Genomic DNA, 23215 nt, shown 5'->3' with positions numbered 1-23215 from the left:
TTAACTATGCCAGCCGCACAATTTGACACTACTACTAGCAAATCGTTCCCGCAGAGGGGCATGATACGCCAGACGATTGAACAAGAATTAGAGCAGCTGCGTTCACAAGATGCGGACCCCAGATCAACATTCGCAGACCGTTGGCTCAACGACCGTGGGCTCCTTGTTGATGACGGCACATTCGAAGTTGCTAAGGCGGCTCACTTTGCCTTCTTTACCAAGGGCAACAACTACCCAGCTGTTGTTCAGTTCGAGCGTGATCTAATACAGATGGCGCTTAGTTTGTTTCACGCTCAAAATGATGCAAATGGAGCCGTGACTAGCGGCGGGTCTGAGAGTCTCTTTCTCGCTACTGCTGCTGCCCTTGCGAACGCCAAAGAACGACGGCCGGATATTACTCGGCCAGAAATAGTTGTGCCGCAGACAGGCTATCCCACATTCGAGAAATATGAACGGTATTTCGGATATACCCTGCGTCGCGTACCGGTCGATGCAAATTTTCGCGCAAATGTCTCGGCAATGTCCGAGGCGGTCAACGAAAACACGGTCATGATGCTTGCGTCGATGCCGTCTTGGTCGCACGGCGTTTGCGACCCCGTTCGTGAACTGGCGGAAATTGCGGACAAACATGGGATTTGGTTGCATGTGGACGCTTGCGTCGGCGGATTCTTAGCGCCGTTTGTGCGCGAACTCGGACGGGACGTTCCAGACTTCGATTTTCGAGTCCCGGGCGTAAGTTCAATCTCGGCCGATTTTCATAAGTATGGCTACAGCGGCAAGGGCGTTTCGGGTGTTTTCTATAGAAACAGAGATATCGCCCGCCATCAACCCTTCGTTTTCGACACATGGGCAGCAGGGCTTTATCGATCACCGGTTCTTACTGGGACGCGTAATGGTGGCGCAATCGCGTCGGCCTGGGCAGTTATGCGTTACCTGGGGCGGGAGGGATACCTTTCGCGGGCAACTCAAATCCTCAAGCTGAGAGACGCCATATCGGGGTTTGTTGAACGGTGCCCTGGCTTAAAAATCGTCGGCGGAGCTGAGCTTAACGTGGTCGGAGTTGGCAGCGATTACTCTGACATCTATTCGATTGCAAGCAAGCTGAAGGAGTACGGGTGGAAGGTGAACCTTCTGAAAGAGCCCGAAGCAATACAGTTCGTGCTCGGACCACTTCGGGATGAATATATAGATTTGCTAGTAAAAGACCTCGAAAGAGCCGTGGAAGCGGTGCGGCGCGAAGGCTTCAGTGCTCCTTCTCCAGCCGTGGTCTATTCCGACGAATTCTTAGACTGAAAGCGGACTAATTGTTGTTCGTGAAGGTTCAGTCCAATATGGCGAAACCGAAATTCCGGTACTTGAGAGGCTGGGCCTCCGGTCGATCGTGGCCGCATCCTCACCGCAGGTGGAAGATTCTGTGACGATCGGTCAGCCTGGGCCTGCTTGAGATCACTCTTCGTCTGCAATCTGCCCATCCTTGAACAATCCGATGCCCAATAGAGCGCTAAGTTCTATCTTAGGTAGATATATACGGCGACTCTTGCGCTCGCACCGATATGGAGAAACCAATGTCACTTTCTGAAACAGTTCTAGCAAAATTGAAAGACAAGTCGTTAGTGACGGACAAAGCTCCTGTAGGGACTGGCTGGGTAGCGGCAGGTTCAAGGGGCCTCACATTCGAGGTCACCAATCCCTCAACCGGCGAAGTCCTGGCAACCCTTCCAGATCTCGGTAAAGAGGACGTCAGGTCGGCGATTGAGGCTGCCCATGTTGCCCAAAAGAACTGGGCGAAGAGGACGGGCAAGGAGCGCGCCGCAGTGCTGCGGAAGCTTTACGACCTCTTAGTCTCGAATGTCGATGATCTTGCCACCATCCTGACTTTGGAGATGGGAAAACCGTGGCCGGAGGCGAGGGGAGAGATCCTCTATGGTGCGTCCTACGTCGAGTGGTTCGGTGAGGAAGCAAAGCGAGTTTATGGCGACACCATTCCAGGTCATCAGCCGGACAAGCGCATCATCGTGATCAAGCAGCCCATCGGAGTTGTGGGGGCCATCACGCCGTGGAACTTCCCGAATGCGATGCTTGCCCGCAAGATGGCCCCGGCAATCGCTGCCGGCTGCAGCATGGTGTCGAAACCTGCGGCTCAGACACCCCTATCCGCGCTCGCTCTGGCTCTCCTTGCCGAACGCGCCGGTCTACCACCCGGTCTTTTTTCTGTACTCACCACGACCGATGCGGAGATGGTGGGTCAGGAATTCTGCGGAAATGAGAAGATCCGAAAGCTCACTTTCACGGGCTCGACCAATGTCGGAAAAAAGCTGATGCGGCAAGGCGCAGAGCAGATCTTAAAGCTCGGCCTCGAACTCGGGGGTAACGCGCCCTTCATTGTCTTCGATGACGCGGATCTCGACGCTGCCGTCGACGGCGCAATGATTTCCAAATACCGCAATGCTGGGCAAACCTGCGTCTGCGCCAATCGGCTCTATATTCAAGAGGGCATCTATGATGCCTTTGCCGCCAAGCTTGCCAAGCGCGTTCGCCAGATGAAAGTCGGCGACGGCTTTGCCGAAGGGGTCACGACAGGCCCTCTCATCGATCGGAATGCGCTGAAGAAGGTACAGGAGCACGTCACCGACGCGGTCGCCAAGGGGGCTAGAGTGGAGGTCGGTGGCAAGCCTGCGAGCCAAGGCGGCCTCTTTTTTGAGCCCACTATATTGACCGGCGCAACGGGGGATATGCGCCTCTCCAGGGAAGAGACGTTTGGCCCTATCGCGCCTTTGTTCAAGTTTTCGATCGAGGAACACGTCATCGAAATGGCGAACAACACAGAGTTTGGCCTGGCTTCCTACTTCTATTCCAGGGATGTCTCGAAAATATTCCGGGTGGCGGAGGCTCTCGAATACGGAATGGTCGGGGTTAACACTGGGCTGATCTCCACGGAAGTTGCGCCTTTTGGCGGTATCAAGCAATCTGGCCTTGGCCGCGAAGGTTCAAAATACGGAATTGATGATTATACAGAGATGAAATACTTGTGCCTGAGCGTGTGATCGGCCTGTGCTCCGCACGAGAAATCCTTTTTCACTTACGACCGTTGCAGCCATGAGCGTGGTCGCTGCAGCGAAGTCAAGCAACTTGCAGGCAGAGCAACTGCATTGCGATGTCTGTCTGACCCAAGCCGGGCTAGATGCAAGGCACTCTCCACTTTGAACGCCGGCACACCATTTGCCACACGTGGCTGATCAGAACCAACGGATTCATGGATTTCAGCGAGCCGCGTTGGCGTGTCCCCGACCTGAAAGGAAGCAATCATGAGGATCAATATTGAGGAAATTACCGAAAAGGACAGAAGCAGCGTCCTGCATCCGTTCACGCAGCTCAAGGATTTCGCCACGGGCAAACTCGGCGAGCCTACCATTGTCGAGACCGGGAAGGGCATCCGCATTCAGGACGCGCATGGCAACCAGTTGATTGACGGGTTCGCTGGTCTCTATTGCGTGAATGTCGGTTATGGCCGTGCCGAAGTCGCCGAAGCGATTTCGCGCCAAGCCTATCGTCTCGCCTACTACCATTCCTACGCGGCCCATACGACGGACGAACTCGCAATCCTCTCAGATCGTCTCGTGCGTATGGCGCCTGGCAAAATGAGCAAGGTCTTCTACGGCATGTCCGGCTCGGATGCCAACGAGACCCAGGCCAAGCTCGTTTGGTACTACAACAATCTGCGTGGCAAGCCGAACAAGAAGAAGATCATTTCGCGTGACCGCGGGTATCACGGCTGCTCTGTCGTCTCTGGCTCGATGACCGGCATGAGCTTCTATCACGACCACATGGACCTGCCGCTGCCGCAGATCGTTCATACAGGAGCTCCGCATTATTATTGGGGCGCAACCCCGGGCGAAACCGAACGCGAATTTTCCGCGCGGCGAGCCGCAGAGCTTGACCAGCTGATCGTACGTCTCGGCCCGGACAATGTCGGCGCCTTCATCGGCGAGCCGGTGCTCGGAACAGGTGGCATCACGCCTCCGCCGGAAGGGTATTGGGAGGCGATCCAAGCCGTTCTGAAAAAGCACGACGTACTCCTCATCGTCGACGAAGTGATCACCGGCTTTGGCCGCACGGGCTCCATGTTCGGCTCGCAGCATTACGGAATTGAGCCCGACCTGATTACAGTTGCCAAAGGCCTTACCTCCGCCTACTTCCCGCTCTCCGGCGCGATCGTTGGCGAGAAGGTTTAGGCGATGAACGACGGCGCTGACAGGGTTGGTGCGTTCTCTCATGGCTACACCTACTCAGGTCATCCGATCGGAGCCGCCGCGGCCAACGCGGTTCTCGACATAGTCGAGAAAGAAGATCTCCCTGGTAACGCTCGTGACGTCGGGGCGTTTTTTCAAGCGCAGCTAAGGGACAAGTTCTCGCAATTGCCTTTCGTAGGTGAGGTGCGCGGGGTCGGTCTTATGGGCGCAATTGAGTTCGTGGCCGACCGCCACAACAGGAAACGTTTTGATCCGGCGCTTAAGGTTGGTGCACGAATTTCGAAAGCATCCCGTGACCGTGGCCTTATCGCCCGCGATATGCCGCACGGGGACATCTTGGGCTTTGCCCCGCCGCTCGTTGCAACCAAGGCTGAGGTCGAAGAGATTGTTGCGATAGCCGAAAGCGCCGTCCGTTTCGTCGCGGATGAACTCGTCCGCGAGGGGCAGAAAATCTGAATGTTAGGCAATGGCCTGGTCCATGGTTGCTGGACCTGAGGGTGGCCCATGCATAGGAAACGGGCCTTATTGGAACATACCCGGTTTGTTGGCTTGGATATTCAAAAATCGGATCTCAATTGCCCTAGCGGTGAGCGGACGTTCTGGGGTCGTCGAATACATTGGCGAGATTGCCAATGATGTTGGGGCGATCATCAAGTTGTGGGACCGTTCTCCGGCCGGCGTCATCGAAGCTGCTTGCCTGGCCCATCTGCGTCGCAAGATATTCGATGTTCACGACAGCCAGCCACCGAGCTGAGCACGACGGCCATGGCCGGTATCCAGGCGATCTACCGGATCGAGGAAGAGAGAGGGGGCTCCCGCCCGCCGAGCGATTGGCCGCTACATATCGAGCCCAGATAGATTTTTGGCATCGTTTTCTTTCGGTTCTAGGCTGTCGACCTTTCCACTCGTCTTCTTTGCAATGATGACTCCCGGGCCTCACTTTTTAGGCTTTGCAGCTCCATTAGCTCGATATAAGGGATATGACAGCGGATGGTGTGTCCGGGTTCAGACTCGGAAAGCTCCGGCTCCAGCGTCTCGCAGATGGCGCCGATCTTGCGCGGGCAGCGCGTGTGGAAGACGCAGCCCGTCGGCGGATTAGCGGCGCTCGGGGTCTCTCCGTCGAGGCGGATGCGCGAGCTCTTTGACCGGTCGAGCTCGGGCACGGCTGACAGCAGCGCCTCGGTGTAGGGATGGTGGGGGCCGGAAAACACCGGTTCCGATGGCCCGAACTCCATGATGCGGCCGAGATAGAGCACGGCGATCTTGTCAGAGAGGTAACGCACCACGCCAAGGTCATGCGAGATGAAGATGTAGCTGACATCTTCTTTCGACTGCAGGTCGGCGAGCAGGTTGAGGATCGCCGCCTGCACGGAAACATCCAGCGCAGAGGTCGGCTCATCGCACACCACGATACGCGGATCGCCGGCGAAGGCGCGGGCAATGGCAACGCGCTGCTTCAGGCCACCTGAAAGCTGGCGCGGCTTAACGGCGAGATGCCGCTCGGTGAGTCGCACCGAGCGGACCAGGTCGTTGAGGCGGGCCTCCAGCGCCTTGCCGGAGAGACCGGCCAGCCGCTTCAGCGCCCGGCCGATGAGATGCCGGATCGAATGCGAGCGGTTGAGCGCCGAGTCCGGATTCTGGAAGACGATCTGCATCGCCTTGATCTGGTCGTCGCTGCGGTTCTCCAGGCGAGGCGCCAGCGCCCTGCCCTCGAGTTCGATGGTGCCGCCGTCATCGGGCGGCACCAGGCCAAGCAGCAGCCTAGCGAAGGTTGTCTTGCCGCTGCCGGACTCGCCGACCAGCCCAAGCGTCTCGCCGGGTCGCAGGTCAAGCGAAACATCCTTGACGGCGCGCAAGGGATGGCCAGGGTTGCCATAGGTTTTGTTCAGTCCCGCGACTCGCAGCACCGGTGCCCCCGCCGGCTTTGGTGCAGGCGCCACATCGCTGGGTGTGGCACGCGGCAGGGCTTGCGCCTTGTGATGATGGAAGCAACGCGACAGCCGGCCGCCCAGATCATAGAGCGGCGGCAGTTCGGTGCGGCAGCGGTCGTCAGCAAGCGCACAGCGATCGGCGAAGGCACAGCCCTTGATGGCCACGCCAATGCCGGGGAGGAAACCCGGAATGGTGTCGAGGCGGCCCTGGTCCTTGCGCTGGCCGCCACGGGGCAGACAGCGTAGCAGCGCCACCGTGTAGGGATGGCGCGGATCGTTGAAGACGTCCTTGGTCGAGCCTTCCTCGACCAGCATTCCGGCATAGAGCACGCCGACCCGGTCGCACATGTTGGAGACGACGGCGAGGTTGTGGCTGATGAATAGGATCGAGGCTGACAGCTCACGCCGCAATTGCTCGATCAGGTCGAGGACCTCGGCTTCCACCGTCGCATCGAGGCCGGTGGTCGGCTCGTCGAGGATCAGCATCGAGGGGTCGTTGGCCAGCGCCATGGCGATCGCCACGCGCTGCTGCATGCCGCCGGAAAGCTGGTGCGGATAGCGCTGCATGACGCTGGCCGGATCGGAGATGCGCACCCGGTTCAGCATGGCGATTGCCTTGTCGCTTGCCGCCTGTCCGGTGATGCCGGCGAGTTCGAAGATCTCGGTCAACTGCCGGTCGATGCGGAGCGACGGGTTCAGCGCCTTGCCGGGGTCCTGATAGACCATCGACACGCTGTCTGCGCGGGCACGCCGCAGCGCCTCGCTGTCAAGCTTCATCACGTCCTTGCCGTCGAGCGCGATCGAGCCGCCGGTGATCGAGCCGTTGCGCGGCAGATAGCGCACCACCGACAGCGCCACGGTCGACTTGCCGCAGCCGGATTCACCGACCAGCCCATAGGCTTCGCCGGTCTTGATGGTCAGGTTGACGTTGCGCAGCACCGCGCGGTTGCGTCCGGCGACGCGATAGGCGACCGAAAGGTCCTTCAGTTCGAGCGCGTTCCTCTCAGTCATTAAACGCCCCCTGGACGCCATCGGTCACCAGATTGACGCCGATCACCAGCGAGGCGATGGCGAGCGCGTCGAACAGCACCGTCCACCAGAAGCCGCCACTGATCATGCCGTAATTGCTGGAGATCGAGAGCCCCCAGTCGGGTGAGGGCGGCTGGATGCCAAAACCCAGGAAGGAGAGCGTGGCGACCGCGAAGATGGCATAACCCAGCCGCACGGTGGTCTCGACCAGGATTGGTGGAATGACGTTGGGCAGGATCTCGACGAACATCGTATACAGCGCGCGCTCGTGCCGAAGCTCGGCGGCGGCGACATAGTCGAGTTCGCGCTCGGTCAGCACCGCCGAGCGCACGGTGCGGGCAATGATGGGCGCGAAGCTCAGCCCAATGACGACGATGACGGTGGTCTTGGAGGTACCAAGCGCGACGATGGCGAGCAGCGCCACGATGACACCCGGGATGGCCATGAAGGCTTCGAGGATGCGGCTGACGACATCGTCGACGATGCCGCGGAAGTAGCCGGTGAGCAGACCCAGTGCCGTGCCGGCCACGGTCGCAAACAGTGTCGCCAGCGGGGCGACGGTCAGGATATCGCGCGAGCCGACGATGACGCGCGAGAAGACATCGCGGCCGATTTGGTCGGTGCCGAACCAGTGTTCGCGCGAGGGGGGTGCCAGCGCATCGATGATGTCGTCGGCGAGTGGGTCGTAAGGCACGAAGCGCTCGCCGAACAGCGCACAGGCGACCCAGAACAGCACGATGGCAAGACCGACGAGGAAGGTTCGCGAGCGTAGTAGGGAGTAAAAGACATCCGCCAGGGGACTGCGCCGGCGCATGTCGTCTTGTGCGGGAGAGGTGGTCTGGACGGCGCTCATTGCTCTGCTCCCAGCCGGATACGCGGATTGAGTACGGAATAGAGGAAGTCAGCGGCAAGCGTCGCCACGGCATAGACGATGCCGATGGTGAGGATGCCGGCCTCCAGCATCGGGAAATCCTTGCCGCGCGCGGCGGTGAAGATAAGCGAGCCGATGCCCTGGTAGCGGAACAGCGTTTCGATCACGACCAGGCCGCCGATGAGGTAGCCGGTCTGTGTGGCGATGACGGTGATGGTCGGCAGCAGCGCATTGCGCAGCACATGTCGCCAGATCACCGTGCGCCACGTCAGGCCCTTGAGCACGGCCGTCCTTGTATAGTCGGAATCGAGCGCCTCGATCATGCCGGACCGCGCCATGCGGGCGATGTAGCCGAACAGCACCAGGAATAGCGGCAGCGACGGCAGGATCAGATAGTAGATCTGGGTGAGGAATCCCGCGCCTTTTGGCCATGCCGCCGCGATCGGCAGCCACCTCAGCCAGACGCCGAAGATCAGGATCAGGATGATGCCGGTGACGAATTCCGGCAGTACCGTCACCGACAGCCCGCCCAGGCTGATGATGCGGTCGAGCGGCCGGTTGAGGTTGAGCGCGGCGACAACGCCGCCGAGGATGCCGATCGGCACCACCAGCACGAAGGCGATCAGCGCCAGTTTCATCGAATTGCCGAGGGCGTCGACAACGAAGGGTGCCACCGGCGCACGGAAGACGTAGGACGTGCCCATGTCGCCGTGCAGGAAATTCCAGATCCAGCTTCCGTACTGGACGAGCAGCGGCCGGTCGACGCCAAGCGAATGGTTAAGTGCATCGACCGCGCGCTGGTCGGCGAACGGCCCCAATATGGCGCGCCCGACATTGCCGGGCAGCACCTGGCCGCCTAGGAACACCATGATGCTAAGCAGGAACAGCGTGACGAGCGATAGCGAGACACGCCGGGCAAAGAAGGAGAGAATGGCTATGACTCCTTATGGAGCCAACCCCACGTGGGGGGCTGGCTATTAGACGATTGGCTTTCGCTCGCTTAGGCCTTCGATGCTTTTTCGAGGAACAGCTGCCCCATGGCGGTCGGCTGCACGCCGGTCACGCCTTTCGCCGTCGCCGTGAGGTAATCGGAGAAATAGCCGAAGATGATAGGTGTTTCCTCGAGCAGCAGCTTCTGGATCTTGCCGGCCGCAGCCTTCTGCGCCTCAAGGTCAAGCGCCGCGATGTAGCTGTCCGCCAGCGTGTCGTAGTCCTTGTTCTTGAAGTGCGCCGCGTTCCAGGTGCCGTCGCTCTTCAGGGGTGCTGCAAGGAACACGTTCGGCACACCGCGGTGACCATAGCCGGTGACGCCCATCACCGAATCCAGCCAGTTCGATTTGCCGAACACTGCGTCTCCGTAATAGGGACCTGAGTCGAGGATGTTGAGGTCCAGCTCGATGCCGATTTCCTTAACCCAGTTCTGGATGAGCTGGGCGTATGCCGGGATTTCGCCATAGCGCTCGGTGGTCAGCGTCACCTTGAAGCCCTTGCCGGCACCTGCAGCTACCATGAGCTGCTTGGCCTGCGCGATGTCCTGCTTGCGCTGCGGCACGCTCGTATTGGTTGACGGATAGACGGGAGCGAACGGACTGTCGTTGCCCAGCGTGGCGCGCCCCTTCAGCAGGCCGGCAACCACCTTGTCGCGATCGATTGAGAGTGCAATCGCGCGGCGCACGCGCGGGTCTTTGAAAGGGTCGGAGTCGCAGCGCATGTGCACTTGCCGATTCAAAGACGACTTCAGGCCAATGATATCTACGTTCGGATCTTTGAGCAGGCCGACGCCACCGAGCGCCGTCACCTGGTTGATGATGTCGACCTGGCCGCCCTGCAGCGCCAGGATCTGCGGCTGGATGTCGTCGAAGAAAGTGAACTCCGTGCGATCAGGCAACGCCTTCGCCCCCCAGTAGTCCTCGTTGCGAACGAAGGAAGCGCCGACCTTGGGCGTGTAGTTGTCCAGCTTGAACGGCCCGGTGCCGTCGAAGCTCTTTTCGTAGTCGCCCTTGTAGCTGGCAGGCAGAATGATGGCGTTGTAATTGTCCGACGCCACCATGTAGGGGAAGTTGCCGTTCGGCGCATCGAGGTGGAACTCAACGGTGTAGTCGTCGACTTTCCTGGTCGCGCCCTTCTGCAGGATACCCTTGAAGACGGACAGTGCATTGGACGAGCCGGCCGGGTCGGCGAGCCGATCGAAGCTGGCAACCACGTCATCGGCCTTCATCTCGCCGCCGCTGTGAAATTCGACGCCCTTTCGAAGCTTGAAGGTCCATACCGTAGCTTTGTGGTTCGGTTTCCAACTCTCGGCTAGCGAAGGCCGCAGTACCAAGTCGGGGCCGTCGAGACAGAGATATTCTCCAACCTGCTGCAGCATTAAATAGCCACCATTATCGGCGATGGTGACGGGGTCTATGGCTCCTGTCGGCACGACGCAGGCAACGCGAATGGTGGCGCCGGGGGCGCCTTGGGCGCGGGCGCGCGACGGCATGGCGCCGAGGCCAGCTGCCATGCCTATGCCGCCAAGCAGCGGCAGCGACAGACCGAGCAGACTGCCGTGGCGCATGAATTCGCGGCGACTGATGCGGCCGTCGACCAGCCCGTCGATAAGATGGTTTTCGAGCGGCGTGCGGTTGCGCCTCATGAGATCGAGAATGCGGTAGTTCGTTTTCACGTGTTAGTCCTCCCCTAACATACGATATATTTCAGCCCACCACCTTTGGGGCGGGCGACCCAAGTGTGAACTCTAGGCTTCGGCCTTTGTGGCCCGCATCGTCCCTGATTGCCACGAGCACGACCAGATTTTCTGACTTGTACTCGTTGTAAGCTTTCGACGCGCGTCGGACAGGTTATTTTTTCACGGCTCCTGCCCAGCGGGTTACTCCTTGGACAATAAGGCAAGGCGCTATGGAAGTGTTACTGACTTGCTCCCATTTCACGAAAACATTTGCTGTGAGAGGCCTTGCTTCCGAAATTTTCCAGCCCAATTGGGGAACGCCGTTATCAGCTTAACTCGCATTCAGGAATTTGCGGCATAGACCGATGTCATGAACACCGCAACCGTCAGCTACCAGGGATCGTGGTTTCGAGGATGCAATCCGCCGGTGGGCATCAAGTTCGGTCCGGATTACGCTCGCCGGAGTGCACGGCCTGCCTGAAAAGCGCGGTGTCAGCCTCACTCGGCCATCTCAGTCGCCCACGGCGGAAAATCCGACGGCAGAGTCGCGAGAATCTCCCGAGCCGACCACTCCCGAGACATTCTTGGATTCCTGTAGATATTGACCTGGCCGGTCGTTCCCATCAGTCAGGTGGACCAATTGCTCGGTCAAACTGCAGCACACTGATTATATCAAACTGCGCAGATGGATAGCCCGATCCTCTTTGGCAACCCGACTCACTATGTCGGTGAAATACCTTTCAACACCAAATTCAGGAGTTAGAAATCTCTCTACGATCTCAGTATAACGTTCAATGGAGGATACAACAAATTTCATGTGGTAGTCAAACTGACCCATTACTTCGTAACACTCGACAACTTCTGGAATGACGCACATATTGCGTTCGAAGAAATCCAAGGCATCTCTATGATGCTTCGAGAGGGCTACATTAGCTAAAACAATCTGGACACTTTGTAACTTTTCAATCGCTATTTCCGCAATGTAACGACGGATAATACCATCTTTTTCGAGCTTTTTGACTCTCTGCCAACACGGCGACACAGAAATTCCGACCCTGTCGGCGAGGATCTTGATTGGGAGGCGGCCGTTTTCTTGGAGCACATCAAGAATCCGGTAATCCATGCGGTCTAGCTTGTTCATATCACTTACTCTACATACGATAGTTCACGCAGCGCTGGCTCGGTGGCCGGCAGAGGATGCCGCAGCAATGCGTCGCCACGGGCAAATGCTACCCTGCCACATTTGCCGAATTGACACAGCCCCTGTTTCTGTCAGGCGATGTGAGGACGGCAAACTGACAGTTCTTCCGTTCAAGACACTGTGTCCCGCCGAAAATTTCGCAGATCAACATCGAGCCAGGCTCGGCCTTGCCAGCAAGCCACCGATTGACCAAGGCTGATATCTACGCCGGATTTGGGAAACGTGGGATAGCTCGTGAGCCTTTGGCACGGGCGCGGATCGCATTGTCGCTCACCGCCAGCCGGCGCGGTGGAACGCACGGCGCAAGAAGGCACGTGGCACGCCGAGAGATCCCACCACTGTCCAATGCCCGAGGTGTGATAGATATCGGGCTCGGCCTTCACGGCCGCAGACGTGTGACATAGGTGACTATCGGCCGTTTGGGATGCGCTGGCGCATCCGACGCACGTCCTCAGCAGTGATGAAGTCCGCCAGCGAACAGCCTGCGTGCAAGTCGGGATGAGCTGTTTCGGGCGTGAAATGCGCGAGCGCAATGACGTCCGCTTTAGTCGGCATCGCCTTGCGGCCAAGCGCCAGACTGTTCCCCACGATGTCGGCGAAGCAGTGGAAGATCTCCGGTGTCTGATAGTATGCGCCAGGATGACGGCGTTGCGCCGTTGCTTAAGGTCGAGGATGGCCTCCACATCCCCGGCAAATATCGACCATCCGATCTCGAAATGACGTTTCGCACCCGGTCGTAAAGCGCAGCCGACGTGCAGAGGTTATCGGCATTGCCAACATATGCTCACCTTGAGCAATAAAGGATGTCATGCGCGGTCGAAGGCGGACCGGCTATGTTGTTCAAGTCTTGCGAGCCGGAATATAGCCGACCGCAGCCGCGGCTGAGCCAAAACTCTCGCCCGCACGAATACGCTCTTCCACTTGCGCATCAATAGCTATTATTCTCTCTGCTTTCATCAAAATCTCCTCCCCATGGGCACGCGGTACGACGATAATCCCCGTGTCATCACCGATCACAAGATCTCCTTGTGATACAGAAATTCCCCCGATCGTGATGTCACAATCAATTGGAAGAAGCTTCACCCGGGTTTTCCCCGTGGTAGGTGCAACCCACCGGCTTGGAAGCCACAGTCTCGTTTCCCGAATTTCATCCAAATCCCGGCAGGCGCCGTCAATCACGACAGCCGTGGCCTGTCGATTTTTTGCCACGAGGGCAGCAAGACCGCCCATTGTAGAAATGGGCGAACCGCTCATATCCACCATCAACACCTTGCCAGGCCCTGTCGCTTCAATCAGCTGGCCGACCGCGAACTCGGCTTTCTCAAAATCGCCTAACCTGCCTGTCAATTCGCGCGCGGTGACCGCGAAACCGATCATACGGCCGCTGCCGCTCTGTCGCGCGATGCCTTGAACAGTCCCCTTGATGCCGCGTTCGTCCAATGCGTCCGACCATGTGCTGACCCCAATCACCGCACCCCGGTCCAGGATCTCGTTCTCGCTCATTGCCACTTGGCTGCTCCTGCTTTCATTGAATTGTTCCGATGTCGACGGCCATCGAGCCCACAGTATCGGCCGATGTTCCGGCATTTGCCAAAGTGTCCGCGACGGCCATCAGTCCTTTGGTGTGCGGAATCTAATTGAAAGACTTGGAAATCTATCTCCCGTGCGCGTTTTTCGAAGGTGTCACCATGCTTGTTACCGGATCGTCACACGCGAATTGAAATGAACGATCACGGCACTTGACGGCGGCCGCAACAAACTTGTCGGCGACGGAAATGCATTGCTTAAAGTCGCAGGCATAATCGACGTCCGGATCTTGATAGTCTCGCCGTCGATCCCCGGGTCGCCTCAATGTCCAATGCCGCCTGCTCAGCACCTTCCTGGAGCTGAGTCCCGAATGCGGCCTGTCCTCGATTCGGCGAGACCGATCATGACATCGGCCCAGGCGGCCGAGCACGCGAAGGGGCAGCAAGCGTTGTTGCGGCCGAAAGAATGCCATTCGTTCCGCCTGCTTCCATTTTTGATTGGTGCACTTGTCGTCGTCTTTCGTGCTGCCATCCTCGTCCATCGAGCAAAAGGGCAAGCGCAAGAACGTCGCTGATGGTTTGCTGGCGAAAAAGCCATCGCCATCTGCGATGTCGACCCCACATCGCTGGCCTGCTTGCGCAGTTCAGCAGCATCGATGGGGCGCGCCAGTGTCACGCCGACAAAGAAGCCGCCTTCGGGCCGCACATAGCGATGGCCAGCCATGAACTCGTCCAGTGCCGATGCCATCGCCTCCAGACGCGGTGCATAGAGGCGCCTCAGCGAAGCAACCTGATCGCCTAGCGGCCCACGGCGGAGCCATTCGCCAGCCACCGAAAGCGCGAAGTTGCCAGGCGTCACATAGGTGCTCTCGCCCAGCTTGGCCGCCGCACTGATGGTGTCCGGAGGTGCAATAAGATAGGCGTCGCGAAGACCGGCGCGATCACCTTGGAGAAAGAATTGAGCTGAACCGTCACGTCGCGTCCGAGTTCGGCGATCGACGGTATCTGCGCGCCCTTGTAGCGAAGAAGGCGGTAGGGCTGTCTTCGACAATGCGGAAATCATGGGTCCTCGCCAGATCGACAAGATGCTGGCGCTTGGCGGCCGACCATGTGGTGCCGGTGGGATTTTGAAAGTCCGGAACTGTATACATGAAGACGGGCTCGCGCCGCGCCGCGACGTTCAACGGCTCAAGCGTCTGTCCGTCCGCTTCCCTCGCTAAATGGCGACGACATTTGCGCCGTAGTGGCGCAGCAGGTGGACCATTCGATCGTAGCAAGGCTCCTCGATGAGCACGGTTTCGCCGGGCTTCAGCCAAACGCGACACAAAATGTCGAACAGAGCGACAGAACCGTCAGCAGCCATCACGTTGGCAATGTCCACACCATGATAGTCGGCGAGCCATTCCCGCAGCGGCAGTGGGCCCGACCGCGGGCCCATACTGGTAGGCGACAACCTGCCCAACGCTCAGGGCTGGCACCTCAGGGACGATTTAGTTCCGGACGAGATCCTCACTCAGATGGCGCAGCTCGGCGTCTTCGGCATCTATATCGATCCCGCATTCGGCGGATTGGGCCTTGGTAAACTTGCCATGTGTGTTGTGACCGAAGAGCTGAGCCAAGCCTGGATTGCCACCGGCTCGCTCGGCACACGCTCGGAAATTGCCGGCGAGCTGATTGCATCCGCAGGAACGCCCGAGCAGAAGCAGCGCTGGCTTTCCAGCATCGCCTCGGGAAAAATCTTGCCGACCGCGGTGTTCACGGAGCCGGACACCGGATCTGATCTGGCGAGTCTGAAGACCAGGGCGGTCAAAACACCCGACGGCGGCCGATCATCCAAGGCAACAAGACGTGGATAACGCACGCTTCGCGCAGTGACTGGTGACAGTGCTGGCCCGCACCAATCCCGCCTCGGCGGGTCATGATGGACTTTCCATGCTGGTTGTTGAAAAGCCACTCGGCACCTGGGACGAGCCTTTTCCGTCTTCTGGCATGAGTGGAGGTGAGATCGAGGTCCTCGGCTATCGGGGGATGCGCGAATATGACATCGCTTTTGACGGCTTCGTCATCCCGCCCGGCGGCCTGCTTGGTGAGGTGGAAGGTCAAGGCTTCCGCCAATTGATGCGAACCTTCGAGGGCGCGCGCATCGAGACCGCTGCCCGCGCCGTTGGGGTTGCGCGTCGCGCGTTCGAGTTGGGGTTGCGCTATGCGCTGGAGCGCAGGCAATTCGGCCGATCGATCGTCGCCTTCCCACGGGTCCACGACAAACTCTCTATGATGATCACCGAGACGGTGATGCCCGCGAGATGACCTATTTCGCCGCCCGCCAAAGGATTTAGGCACACGCTGCGACATTGAGGCCGGTATGGCAAAGCTGCTCGCCGCGCGCGTTGCCTGGTCGAACGCCGACACCGCGCTCCAAATCCACGGCGGTAATGGCTACGCTCTGGAATACGAGATCTCGCGGATCCTCTGCGACGCCCGAATCCTGAACATCTTTGAAGGCGCGGCCGAGATCCAAGCCCACGTCATCGCCCGCAGGGCAAGCCTGCGACGACTATGACGACATCGTTCTGTGGGGGGAACAGGCATCTCGACTTCCTGCGGCGTCTGCAGCCCTACCATTTCGGCATTCCCTGCGCGGATTGGCTGAGGGTGGTGATGAACCGGATCGGGCCGGACCTGTTCGCCTCCTGCTTTCTGGCCTTCGTCGGCGAGCGTCTGCCCGAAGCGGTCGGTCAGATCGCCATTGATGGCAAGACCTCGCGCCGCAGCCACGATCGCGGGCGTGGACAGGCGGCGCTGCACCTCGTCTCGGCTTATGCGACAACCCACAGCCTCGTGCTGGGGCAATTGGCGGTGGCCGACAAATCCAATGAGATCACCGCCATTCCCTTGCTGCTGCAGGAACTGGCCGCGTCCGGAGCGCTTCGGGCAGTCTCGTTTCCATCGACGCCATGGGTTGCCAATCCAACATCGCCGAGACGATCGTCGATCTCGGCGGCGATTATCTGTTGGCCACCAAGGACAATCAGAAGACCGCCCATGCCGAGATCCAGCTCTATTTCGATGCCGCTCCGGCCATGGGATCGATGCGCTCACTGAGGTCGAGAAGGGCCATGGCCGCATCGAGACGCGCCGCCACCTCGTCTCCCAGCGCGTCGACTGGATGAGCGGCAAGCGGCGCTATCCCGATGAGCCGCGCTCAAGAGCCTCAGCACCATCGCCATGGTCGAGACCCGTATCGAGACGGGCACCGAGGTCAAGGTCGAGCGGCGATGCTAAATCTCCTCTCGCATCCTCACCGCAAAGGCCTTCGCCGAGGCCGCCAGAGCCCATTGGGGCATCGAGAACGGCCTGCATTGGGTTCTCGATGTCCAATTCAAGGAGGACCAATCGCGCCTGCGCCGCGGCCACGGTGCCACAAACATGGCGATGGTCCGCCACCTCGCCCTCAACCTCATCCGAGCCATGCCCGGAAAACGCAGCGATGATCTTATCTGGATCGGCGGTCCAAGTGAAGGGTTTAGGTTGCTGGTTGTGCTCTGCAACGAAGCGGTTGATCGCCGCCTGGAGGTGACGACGGAGTGGAAGACACCGCGCCTGAGACGACGCTTCGACAGTTTTGCGAAGAAGCCCTCGACCGCGTTGAGCCATGAGCATGAGGTCGGTGTTAAGTGGAAGGTGAAGCGCTGATGGCGGCCGAGCCAGGCACGCACCTTGGGTTGCGCAGTTTGTCGACGAACTGCGGATCGTTGGAGAGCTTGAACTGGCGCCAGCGGTTGGGCTGCAGCCCGTGCGCCTTCCAGATGCGGCGCACCGCGCTGGCGCTGATGCCGGCCGCGGCCACCATCATGTCGGCGGTCCAGTGCGTCGTCTCGCCAGGCGGGTCCTGCAACGTCAGTGCCACCACGCGCTCGGCGACTTCAGGTCCGAGTGGGCCAATGCGCGAGGGGCGCGTCTTGTCGCGCAACAGTCCCTCGAAGCCTTCCGCGGCGAAGCGCTCCTGCCAGCGCCACACGCAGGTCTTGGACTTACCAGTTTTGCCGCATGATCTCGACTGTGCCCACGCCGTCGCTGCTCAACAGAATGATCTCGGCGCCCCAAACGTGCTTCTGCGGCGCATTGCGATCTCTGATCAGCGCGCCCAGACGCTGACGGTCAATCGAAGAAACGGTGAGGAATATTCCTGTGCGCATGCGCCAGACTCGCATGCGCACTCACAAAAGAGAATCCCCAGCCGGACTCTTATGTCAGGCATAAACCACTAGGTCGGGCGCGTTGCGAGTGGCCCCAGCATTCCGAAACACGTAAGAAGCCGCCCATTAACGTAAATCTCGCCCATCGTCCAAGAGGCTACAGAGGCACATGCGTCCTCAATGATTTTGGGCGTTATCAACTTAACTCGCGTTCAGGGTTTGCGGCATAGACCGATGTCATGAACACCGCAACCGTTACAACCGCCATTCGTCCCCGGCTGCTACTCAGGGCGTCCAGAGAGGCTGCTTGTTGGTTGGCCCGTCCTTGATCGACAGGTCAGGCACCACGGCCGCTGGCTCCTTCCTCCTCGTACATTGCCGCCTCACGACATCGTCCTGAGCAGAATTCAGTTGCAATAAAAGCTCAAAATAAAATTGCAGGATTTTTATGAATAAAGCTCATCGGCGATGGTACAGTCTTGGCAGAACTCCCGATTTGACACGGCTAAGGAGTGAAGGAACCGCTCTTGTCTCTGGAAGCGAATATAAATGACAACTTATAGTATCCTGCACGGCTCTAGTGCAAAGTACGATAAAAAATGCGCTGGCGGCCAAGCGTCTCGGTCTTTATCCGCAACTGATCCGGCCCTGTACGACTACCTCTCGGGAATTGAGGCAAGCCGTTTCGATAAAGACGATGCCGATGCGCTGATCCGCGAATGTTCGCCGCCACGGATGACCTATGATCTTGCTGGGACTACCATCGATACTAGGACAGGGTTCGGCTGGCCACGACTCTTCCGCATCCGGCAAAACAAGTGCTCGGCTGTTGCCAAATCGCGGCACTCAGCAGCGAGAACTCGGCCGCTTCGCCAACGCTGTGGTAGTGGGATGCAGATAGATCCACGGGCCATGAGCCTTGTAAGAGACTTCGTCAATGGGGGCATCTGCCGGTAGCGCGATCGACCAAAGTACCTCGCCCGGCCATCTCTTCGAGACCGGCAGTCCGATGTTACAGGCGAAATAACAGGGACGCAAAAAGTGTCACAGACCCGTCAAACTCGCGTCCCTTAGACATCTCAATCTCCCAAGTTTGGCCTGGGGCTGCGTGCCATGCCACTGGCAGACAAGAGGTCGCAGCAGATCCAGTAGGAGACGACCGTGCAAGGAAAAGCGCCGCCTGTCGGCTCCAGGCCATTCCAGGTCACCAACCGGCAGGTCCTGACGATCGCTATTCCCATGGCGCTCGCCTGCCTCACTACCCCGATGATCGGCTTCATCGACACGATTGTCGTCGGCCAATTCGGCGATGCACGGCTGATTGGAGGTCTTGCGGCCGGAGGCGTGGTTTTCGATATCATCTTAACGAGTTTTAGTTTCCTGCTCTCCGGTACGACCGGATTAGTCGCCCAAGCTTTGGGCAGGGGCGACGCTCTGGAAGCAAGGGCAGTCCTTTGGCGGGCAATTGTCATCGCCGCGGGTTCAGGGTTGGCATTGGGCCTGCTCGCCCCGCTCATTGCGGTGATCGGCGAATGGTTCATGAACGCGGACCAGCCCGTGACCACCACGATGGGCCTATACATCCGCATCCGCCTAATCTCGGCGCCTGCCTCTCTTATCAACTATGCGATTCTCGGATACTTTCTGGGCTGCGGCAATGCAGCCATCGGACTTATCCTGCAGCTTCTCCTCAGCGGGGTGAGTACCGCGTCATCCATCTTCCTGGGTCTTTACCTCGGGTGGGGCGTTGCAGGCGTCGCCTGGGGAACTGTGTGTGGAGAGGCCGCCGCCGCGATGGCCGGCATCACCATCCTCTTTGGGCGCTTCCGCGCGATGCCAAAAATGGCGCGGCCGCACACGTTCAAGATGGGGGCAATGAGGCAATTGCTTCGCCTCAACGGCGACATGATGATCCGTTCCTTTGTGCTATCGGGAGCATACGTCCTGTTCGCGCGGCAGGGCGCCCAATTTGGCACGTTGACCTTGGCCGCCAACGCGGTGCTGATGCACTTTTTCCTGGTTGCGTGTTATTTCCTCGAGGGGTTCGCAGCGGCCGCCCAGCAACTCGCCGGTCGGGCTTTTGGAGCCCGTGATCAGCGGGCGTTCTTGCGCACCGTCAAGCTGACAACCGGCTGGGGATTCGCACTCGCTAGCCTTCCCTGCGTCTTAGCCTTCACATTCGGCGAACAGTTACTGGGCACGATAACGAAGTCACCGGATGTGTATGCGGAGGCAGTTATTTATCTTCCTTGGGCTGCCTTCGGGAGCTTGAGCGGCGCGCTGGCCATGCAGATGAACGCCATCTTCATCGGCGCCACCTGGTCGCGCGACATACGCAACATGATGCTCATATCTTTCGCCGCCTTTATCGCCGCTTCGCTCGCGTTCAGGCCGGTCTTCGGCAACCACGGACTCTGGGCTGCTCTTCACATTTTTCTGATTGTGCGTGGCGTAAGCTTACTATCGGTTATACGTCGCCGTGTCCGCTCTGCGTTCGCAGGATGATTGTCGATCGGCTACTTAGCAATGTCAGAGCTCGGTTGCAGGAGCTGGGCCGCATGGGAGGGCACTGCATTTTCGGGCGCGCGAGCTGTCGGCATGATGTGCGGCTGATGCCGCTGGCCTATGTGAAACCTTACGTCCAGAAGAATGATGCTGCGGACGCAGAAGCGCTTCGTGCCGAAGGCGGGCAATCCGAGATTGCGCACGACGTTGATCCAATTGGCCTGGCTGTTGTTGCGGCGCCAGCGGAATTCGGCATTGGCGGTGGCGCGCAAGCTGCTGGTGGCACTGTGGAAGTATTAAGATCGGTAGTCGCCCAGCCTGGCCGCCGCTGCAAGACTTTCCTGGAGCAGCGCCATCAGCCGCTCTTCCCCCATACGCAGCCGCCAGCGCGTCAGTGAAGTGCGGTCGAAGGGCAAACGGTACTGGAAGAACTCCTCGCCGCAGAACAGCTGGTAGCAGGGATTCTCCAGCCAGCGTTCCCACAGGCTTTCGTCGGACAGCATCGACTTGAGAATGGCCGTCCCGCCATTAGCCGTGTCGGCAAAGGCGGCCGGCCAGGATCGTCGTCATAGACCTCGCCGAGCCGCTCTTCCAGGAAGCGCCAGTCGATCGTCTTGGCCAGCTTCACCAGCGCATGATCCATATTGAGGATGTGATCCGAGCCGGGACCGCAACAGATCCGTCTGGCCGCTCTCGCGCCGTTCCTTCGATCGCATCGCTTCTCTTCCCTCGCTGCTTCGTCAACAAGCGCATCCAATTTGCCGGAAATCGAAGCCTCTAAGCCACGAAATTCGGCAATCTGAAACCTGAAATCAGGGGAAATTGTTAAACAGAATCAAAGCACTCTGAGTTCTTCACGGACGACGATGGAGCTCACCTTTGAAGAACTGGAGAGCACAGCGACGGAAGACGAGATCGCCGCCGAACAGGCCGCGGCCGGACCACCGAGGTGGCGCAAGCTGGGTGAGGAGATCACCGAGACCCTGGAGGTGGTGCGCGGCAATGGAAGGTGATCCAGCACTGCGGGAGAAGTTCACCTGCCGCGACCGCGAGGCGATCAGCCAGGCTCCGGCGTCGTCGGTCATAACCCGCGAGACTTGGTGGAAGGGTTGGCTTCAGCAACCGAATCCTACGTCAAATCAACCGCTTAAAAAACATCCGCCAGCCTCTCCAACACGCTGTCACGCATAAAACGGAGCATGTAACAACTGCGAAAATAACTGTCGCAGTTGCGAACAATTGGCTTTTGCCTCGATCAATCCGACCCACTCCAAGAGGTCCACGATCAGACGTTAGGCGGACAGCGGAGCCGCTTTTCGCTGTACATTCCAAATGAGACAGGCCAAAGATTCAATCGCCGCCATCACGATTAGGCGCGCCTAGCCTTGGCGTAGCACCTGCCTGGATGTCCTTGCCGCCGCAACAGATTTTCCGCATAGTAAGACACGCTACCGGTATTATTTGCGCGCGACAATGACGAGGCGCGGACCATCGGATGTAAACGCTGCGCCTTCCTCCCCATAAGCGTCAACACTTTCGAATCCCGCGCTTCGCAACATGCGAGCGTATTCGGCAAACCCATAGAGTCTGATATAAAGATGCGTTCGTCTAACGCACCCATTACGGACGATGAGCCTGTCGCAATGCCGACGACCGGTTAGCACCTCATTGCTCATCATGTCGATTCTTAGATCGCCCTTTCGCTGCACAACGTAGCAGGTAGGCGCCTCGTGGCTTGGTACAGCGAAACTATTGACGGAATCGATTAGCAGACGCCCGCCTTTTCGAAGTGAAGCAGCGGCTTCACCAAGAACTCTCTCATTGTCCGCGTCACCGAAATAGCCAAATGTGGCGTACCATAGAAAGGCCGCGTCAAACCGATCCCGCCAGGGAAGTGAACGCATGTCGCCTAGAACATACTCGACATCCACCCGGCGTTCAGCCGCATCCGCTACGGCCTCTTTCAGCAAGATCGGCGAGATATCCAATCCGGTTAGCCGCGCTCCTTTTTCCGCCAACCGGTTGGTAATCCGCCCATAACCACATCCGAGTTCAAGAACTGGGCTGCCTTGTACGAGAGAAAGAAGGTTCCAAATTGCGTCTGCTTGCCTGTCACTCGCTTCAGGCGGATTTACGACATCACCAAAATACAAGTAATCTTCATTAAAGTATACATTAGATTCATCCGAGGGCCTACATTTATTTTCTAGGTCGGTCATAAGCGCAGATCTCCACTGTCAATCTCCCGTCACGTGTACATTTAGCATTTAACCGGCGAATCGAAAGTAAAAAGTTGTTATTGTTTTTTTTCGTTTGTTAACTTATCGACTGCTACCAATCAGGAAGCCCGTGATATTTCTGCGGATTGGCTTTTCCAGCTATCAACTTCGCAAGAAACGGCAAGTCGGCGATCTGTTTTCTTGCGACTTCCGATTTGGGTTTTGTTGCGGGCCGAAGCACGATTCACGGCGTCTGTCGCGACAAATCGGAGCCGGCAGATGTCCAGGACTGAACGGAGCGAGGCAGGAAAGCAAGATCTGTTCCGGTTCCGGACGTGTCGTGTAGTCCTTGACCGGTCGGAACGTATGGCAATCCGGGCAAACCCGGCGAAGAAGGGGCATACGTCTCCGCCCATGATTCACGACCACGTTCTGCAGCGCTGCCATGGTCTTCTTTGCTGATGGACTCCTCGAGTCTAACAACCGTGTTTGGCCCCAGAGAAGTTACCGGTCTCTCATGGCCGCTCTTGAATCGCGGCAACCACGTTGCCGTTGTCAGGCGGAAAATCCACTTATCGTTTCTGTCCAGATCCCCCAAGCCAGCTATAAAGTTCCTTCGACATTCGGCGTCCGACCACGATGTGCTGTAACCGGCGATGAAGAGGTCGGCAGTGGTGAGGTTGACTATGACGTCTCTCACATCCGTTTTCCCGGCGATGTGACGCTTCAAGCGATCAGTCGAATGGTTGGCGCCCGTCTTAGTGTTCGACGCGAACGTTCTCTCCGAAAACCTTTTCGTTTTGGAGGCAATCTTCGGCA

General features: G+C 58.7%; 14 protein-coding genes and 9 pseudogenes. 11 read left to right on the top strand and 12 right to left on the bottom strand.

What is annotated here, in order from left to right; all coding sequences use genetic code 11:
- The first annotated feature begins 60 nt into the window (after nt 1–60).
- The 4 genes and pseudogenes from EJ070_RS01480 to EJ070_RS01465 all read left to right on the top strand — a co-directional run bounded on the left by EJ070_RS01480 (nt 61) and on the right by EJ070_RS01465 (nt 5004).
- Nucleotides 61–1293: an aminotransferase class V-fold PLP-dependent enzyme gene (locus tag EJ070_RS01480; protein ID WP_189350308.1), complete on the top strand. Its 1233-nt coding sequence runs from the start codon at nt 61–63 to the stop codon at nt 1291–1293.
- Between the two features lie 272 nt (nt 1294–1565).
- Nucleotides 1566–3044 carry an NAD-dependent succinate-semialdehyde dehydrogenase gene (locus EJ070_RS01475; RefSeq protein WP_126038299.1) on the top strand — a complete coding sequence of 493 codons (1479 nt, stop codon included), beginning with the start codon at nt 1566–1568 and terminating at the stop codon, nt 3042–3044.
- 261 nt (nt 3045–3305) lie between these two features.
- Nucleotides 3306–4706 (top strand): annotated as a pseudogene (locus EJ070_RS01470) (aspartate aminotransferase family protein).
- A 10-nt stretch (nt 4707–4716) separates the two neighbouring features.
- Nucleotides 4717–5004, top strand: coding sequence for a hypothetical protein (locus EJ070_RS01465; RefSeq protein WP_126089938.1), 288 nt, complete (start codon nt 4717–4719; stop codon nt 5002–5004).
- Nucleotides 5005–5134: 130 nt separating this feature from the next.
- Here the strand turns inward: EJ070_RS01465 and EJ070_RS01460 are convergent, their stop codons facing one another.
- The 9 genes and pseudogenes from EJ070_RS01460 to EJ070_RS01415 form a co-directional block, all read right to left on the bottom strand.
- Nucleotides 5135–7192: an ABC transporter ATP-binding protein gene (locus tag EJ070_RS01460; RefSeq protein ID WP_126038305.1), complete on the bottom strand. Its 2058-nt coding sequence runs from the start codon at nt 7190–7192 to the stop codon at nt 5135–5137.
- Nucleotides 7185–8063, bottom strand: a complete 879-nt coding sequence (locus EJ070_RS01455; RefSeq protein WP_126038308.1) for an ABC transporter permease — start codon at nt 8061–8063, stop codon at nt 7185–7187. The genes EJ070_RS01460 and EJ070_RS01455 overlap by 8 nt, the downstream gene beginning before the upstream one ends.
- Entirely contained in the window at nt 8060–9013 is a 954-nt protein-coding gene (locus EJ070_RS01450) for an ABC transporter permease (RefSeq protein ID WP_126038311.1), read from the bottom strand. The genes EJ070_RS01455 and EJ070_RS01450 overlap by 4 nt, the downstream gene beginning before the upstream one ends.
- Nucleotides 9014–9081: 68 nt before the next feature.
- Nucleotides 9082–10746 (bottom strand): ABC transporter substrate-binding protein, encoded by a 1665-nt coding sequence (locus tag EJ070_RS01445; RefSeq protein WP_126038314.1) that lies wholly within the window; start codon nt 10744–10746, stop codon nt 9082–9084.
- A gap of 670 nt (nt 10747–11416) precedes the next feature.
- Nucleotides 11417–11890, bottom strand: coding sequence for an Lrp/AsnC family transcriptional regulator (locus tag EJ070_RS01440; protein ID WP_126038317.1), 474 nt, complete (start codon nt 11888–11890; stop codon nt 11417–11419).
- Nucleotides 11891–12262: 372 nt separating this feature from the next.
- A pseudogene (gene nadA / locus EJ070_RS01430) lies at nt 12263–12680 on the bottom strand (quinolinate synthase NadA); the annotation flags it as partial.
- 110 nt (nt 12681–12790) lie between these two features.
- Nucleotides 12791–13453, bottom strand: coding sequence for a hypothetical protein (locus tag EJ070_RS01425; protein WP_210211057.1), 663 nt, complete (start codon nt 13451–13453; stop codon nt 12791–12793).
- A 366-nt stretch (nt 13454–13819) separates the two neighbouring features.
- Nucleotides 13820–14539, bottom strand: coding sequence for a hypothetical protein (locus tag EJ070_RS01420; protein WP_126038326.1), 720 nt, complete (start codon nt 14537–14539; stop codon nt 13820–13822).
- Between the two features lie 153 nt (nt 14540–14692).
- Complete coding sequence (locus EJ070_RS01415; RefSeq protein WP_126038330.1) at nt 14693–14914, bottom strand: aminotransferase class I/II-fold pyridoxal phosphate-dependent enzyme; 222 nt, start codon at nt 14912–14914, stop codon at nt 14693–14695.
- Between the two features lie 19 nt (nt 14915–14933).
- Between EJ070_RS01415 and EJ070_RS01410 the strand changes: the two are divergent.
- The 3 genes and pseudogenes from EJ070_RS01410 to EJ070_RS36075 all read left to right on the top strand — a co-directional run.
- Nucleotides 14934–16036, top strand: a pseudogene (locus tag EJ070_RS01410) (acyl-CoA dehydrogenase family protein); the annotation flags it as partial.
- Nucleotides 16033–16578 (top strand): ISAs1 family transposase, encoded by a 546-nt coding sequence (locus EJ070_RS01405; RefSeq protein WP_126089937.1) that lies wholly within the window; start codon nt 16033–16035, stop codon nt 16576–16578. The pseudogene EJ070_RS01410 and the gene EJ070_RS01405, both read left to right, overlap by 4 nt.
- 180 nt (nt 16579–16758) lie before the next feature.
- Nucleotides 16759–16941 (top strand): annotated as a pseudogene (locus EJ070_RS36075) (ISAs1 family transposase); the annotation flags it as partial.
- 15 nt (nt 16942–16956) lie between these two features.
- Here the strand turns inward: EJ070_RS36075 and EJ070_RS36070 are convergent.
- Nucleotides 16957–17672: pseudogene (locus EJ070_RS36070) on the bottom strand (helix-turn-helix domain-containing protein); the annotation flags it as partial.
- 559 nt (nt 17673–18231) lie between these two features.
- Between EJ070_RS36070 and EJ070_RS36820 the strand changes: the two are divergent.
- The 3 genes and pseudogenes from EJ070_RS36820 to EJ070_RS01380 all read left to right on the top strand — a co-directional run.
- A pseudogene (locus EJ070_RS36820) lies at nt 18232–18428 on the top strand (hypothetical protein); the annotation flags it as partial.
- A gap of 405 nt (nt 18429–18833) precedes the next feature.
- Nucleotides 18834–20177, top strand: coding sequence for an MATE family efflux transporter (locus EJ070_RS01385; RefSeq protein WP_245455138.1), 1344 nt, complete (start codon nt 18834–18836; stop codon nt 20175–20177).
- A gap of 162 nt (nt 20178–20339) precedes the next feature.
- Nucleotides 20340–20477: pseudogene (locus tag EJ070_RS01380) on the top strand (IS110 family transposase); the annotation flags it as partial.
- 11 nt (nt 20478–20488) lie between these two features.
- Here the strand turns inward: EJ070_RS01380 and EJ070_RS01375 are convergent.
- Nucleotides 20489–20893: pseudogene (locus EJ070_RS01375) on the bottom strand (transposase); the annotation flags it as partial.
- A 150-nt stretch (nt 20894–21043) separates the two neighbouring features.
- Between EJ070_RS01375 and EJ070_RS01370 the strand changes: the two are divergent.
- A pseudogene (locus tag EJ070_RS01370) lies at nt 21044–21251 on the top strand (IS66 family transposase zinc-finger binding domain-containing protein); the annotation flags it as partial.
- 383 nt (nt 21252–21634) lie between these two features.
- Here the strand turns inward: EJ070_RS01370 and EJ070_RS01365 are convergent.
- Nucleotides 21635–22396, bottom strand: coding sequence for a class I SAM-dependent methyltransferase (locus EJ070_RS01365; protein ID WP_126038346.1), 762 nt, complete (start codon nt 22394–22396; stop codon nt 21635–21637).
- Nucleotides 22397–23215 lie beyond the last annotated feature (819 nt).

Source organism: Mesorhizobium sp. M1E.F.Ca.ET.045.02.1.1 (assembly GCF_003952485.1).
Classification (GTDB): Bacteria; Pseudomonadota; Alphaproteobacteria; order Rhizobiales; family Rhizobiaceae; genus Mesorhizobium.
Note: the sequence above shows the minus strand (reverse complement) of the source record. Positions and strands in the feature narration are given on the sequence as shown.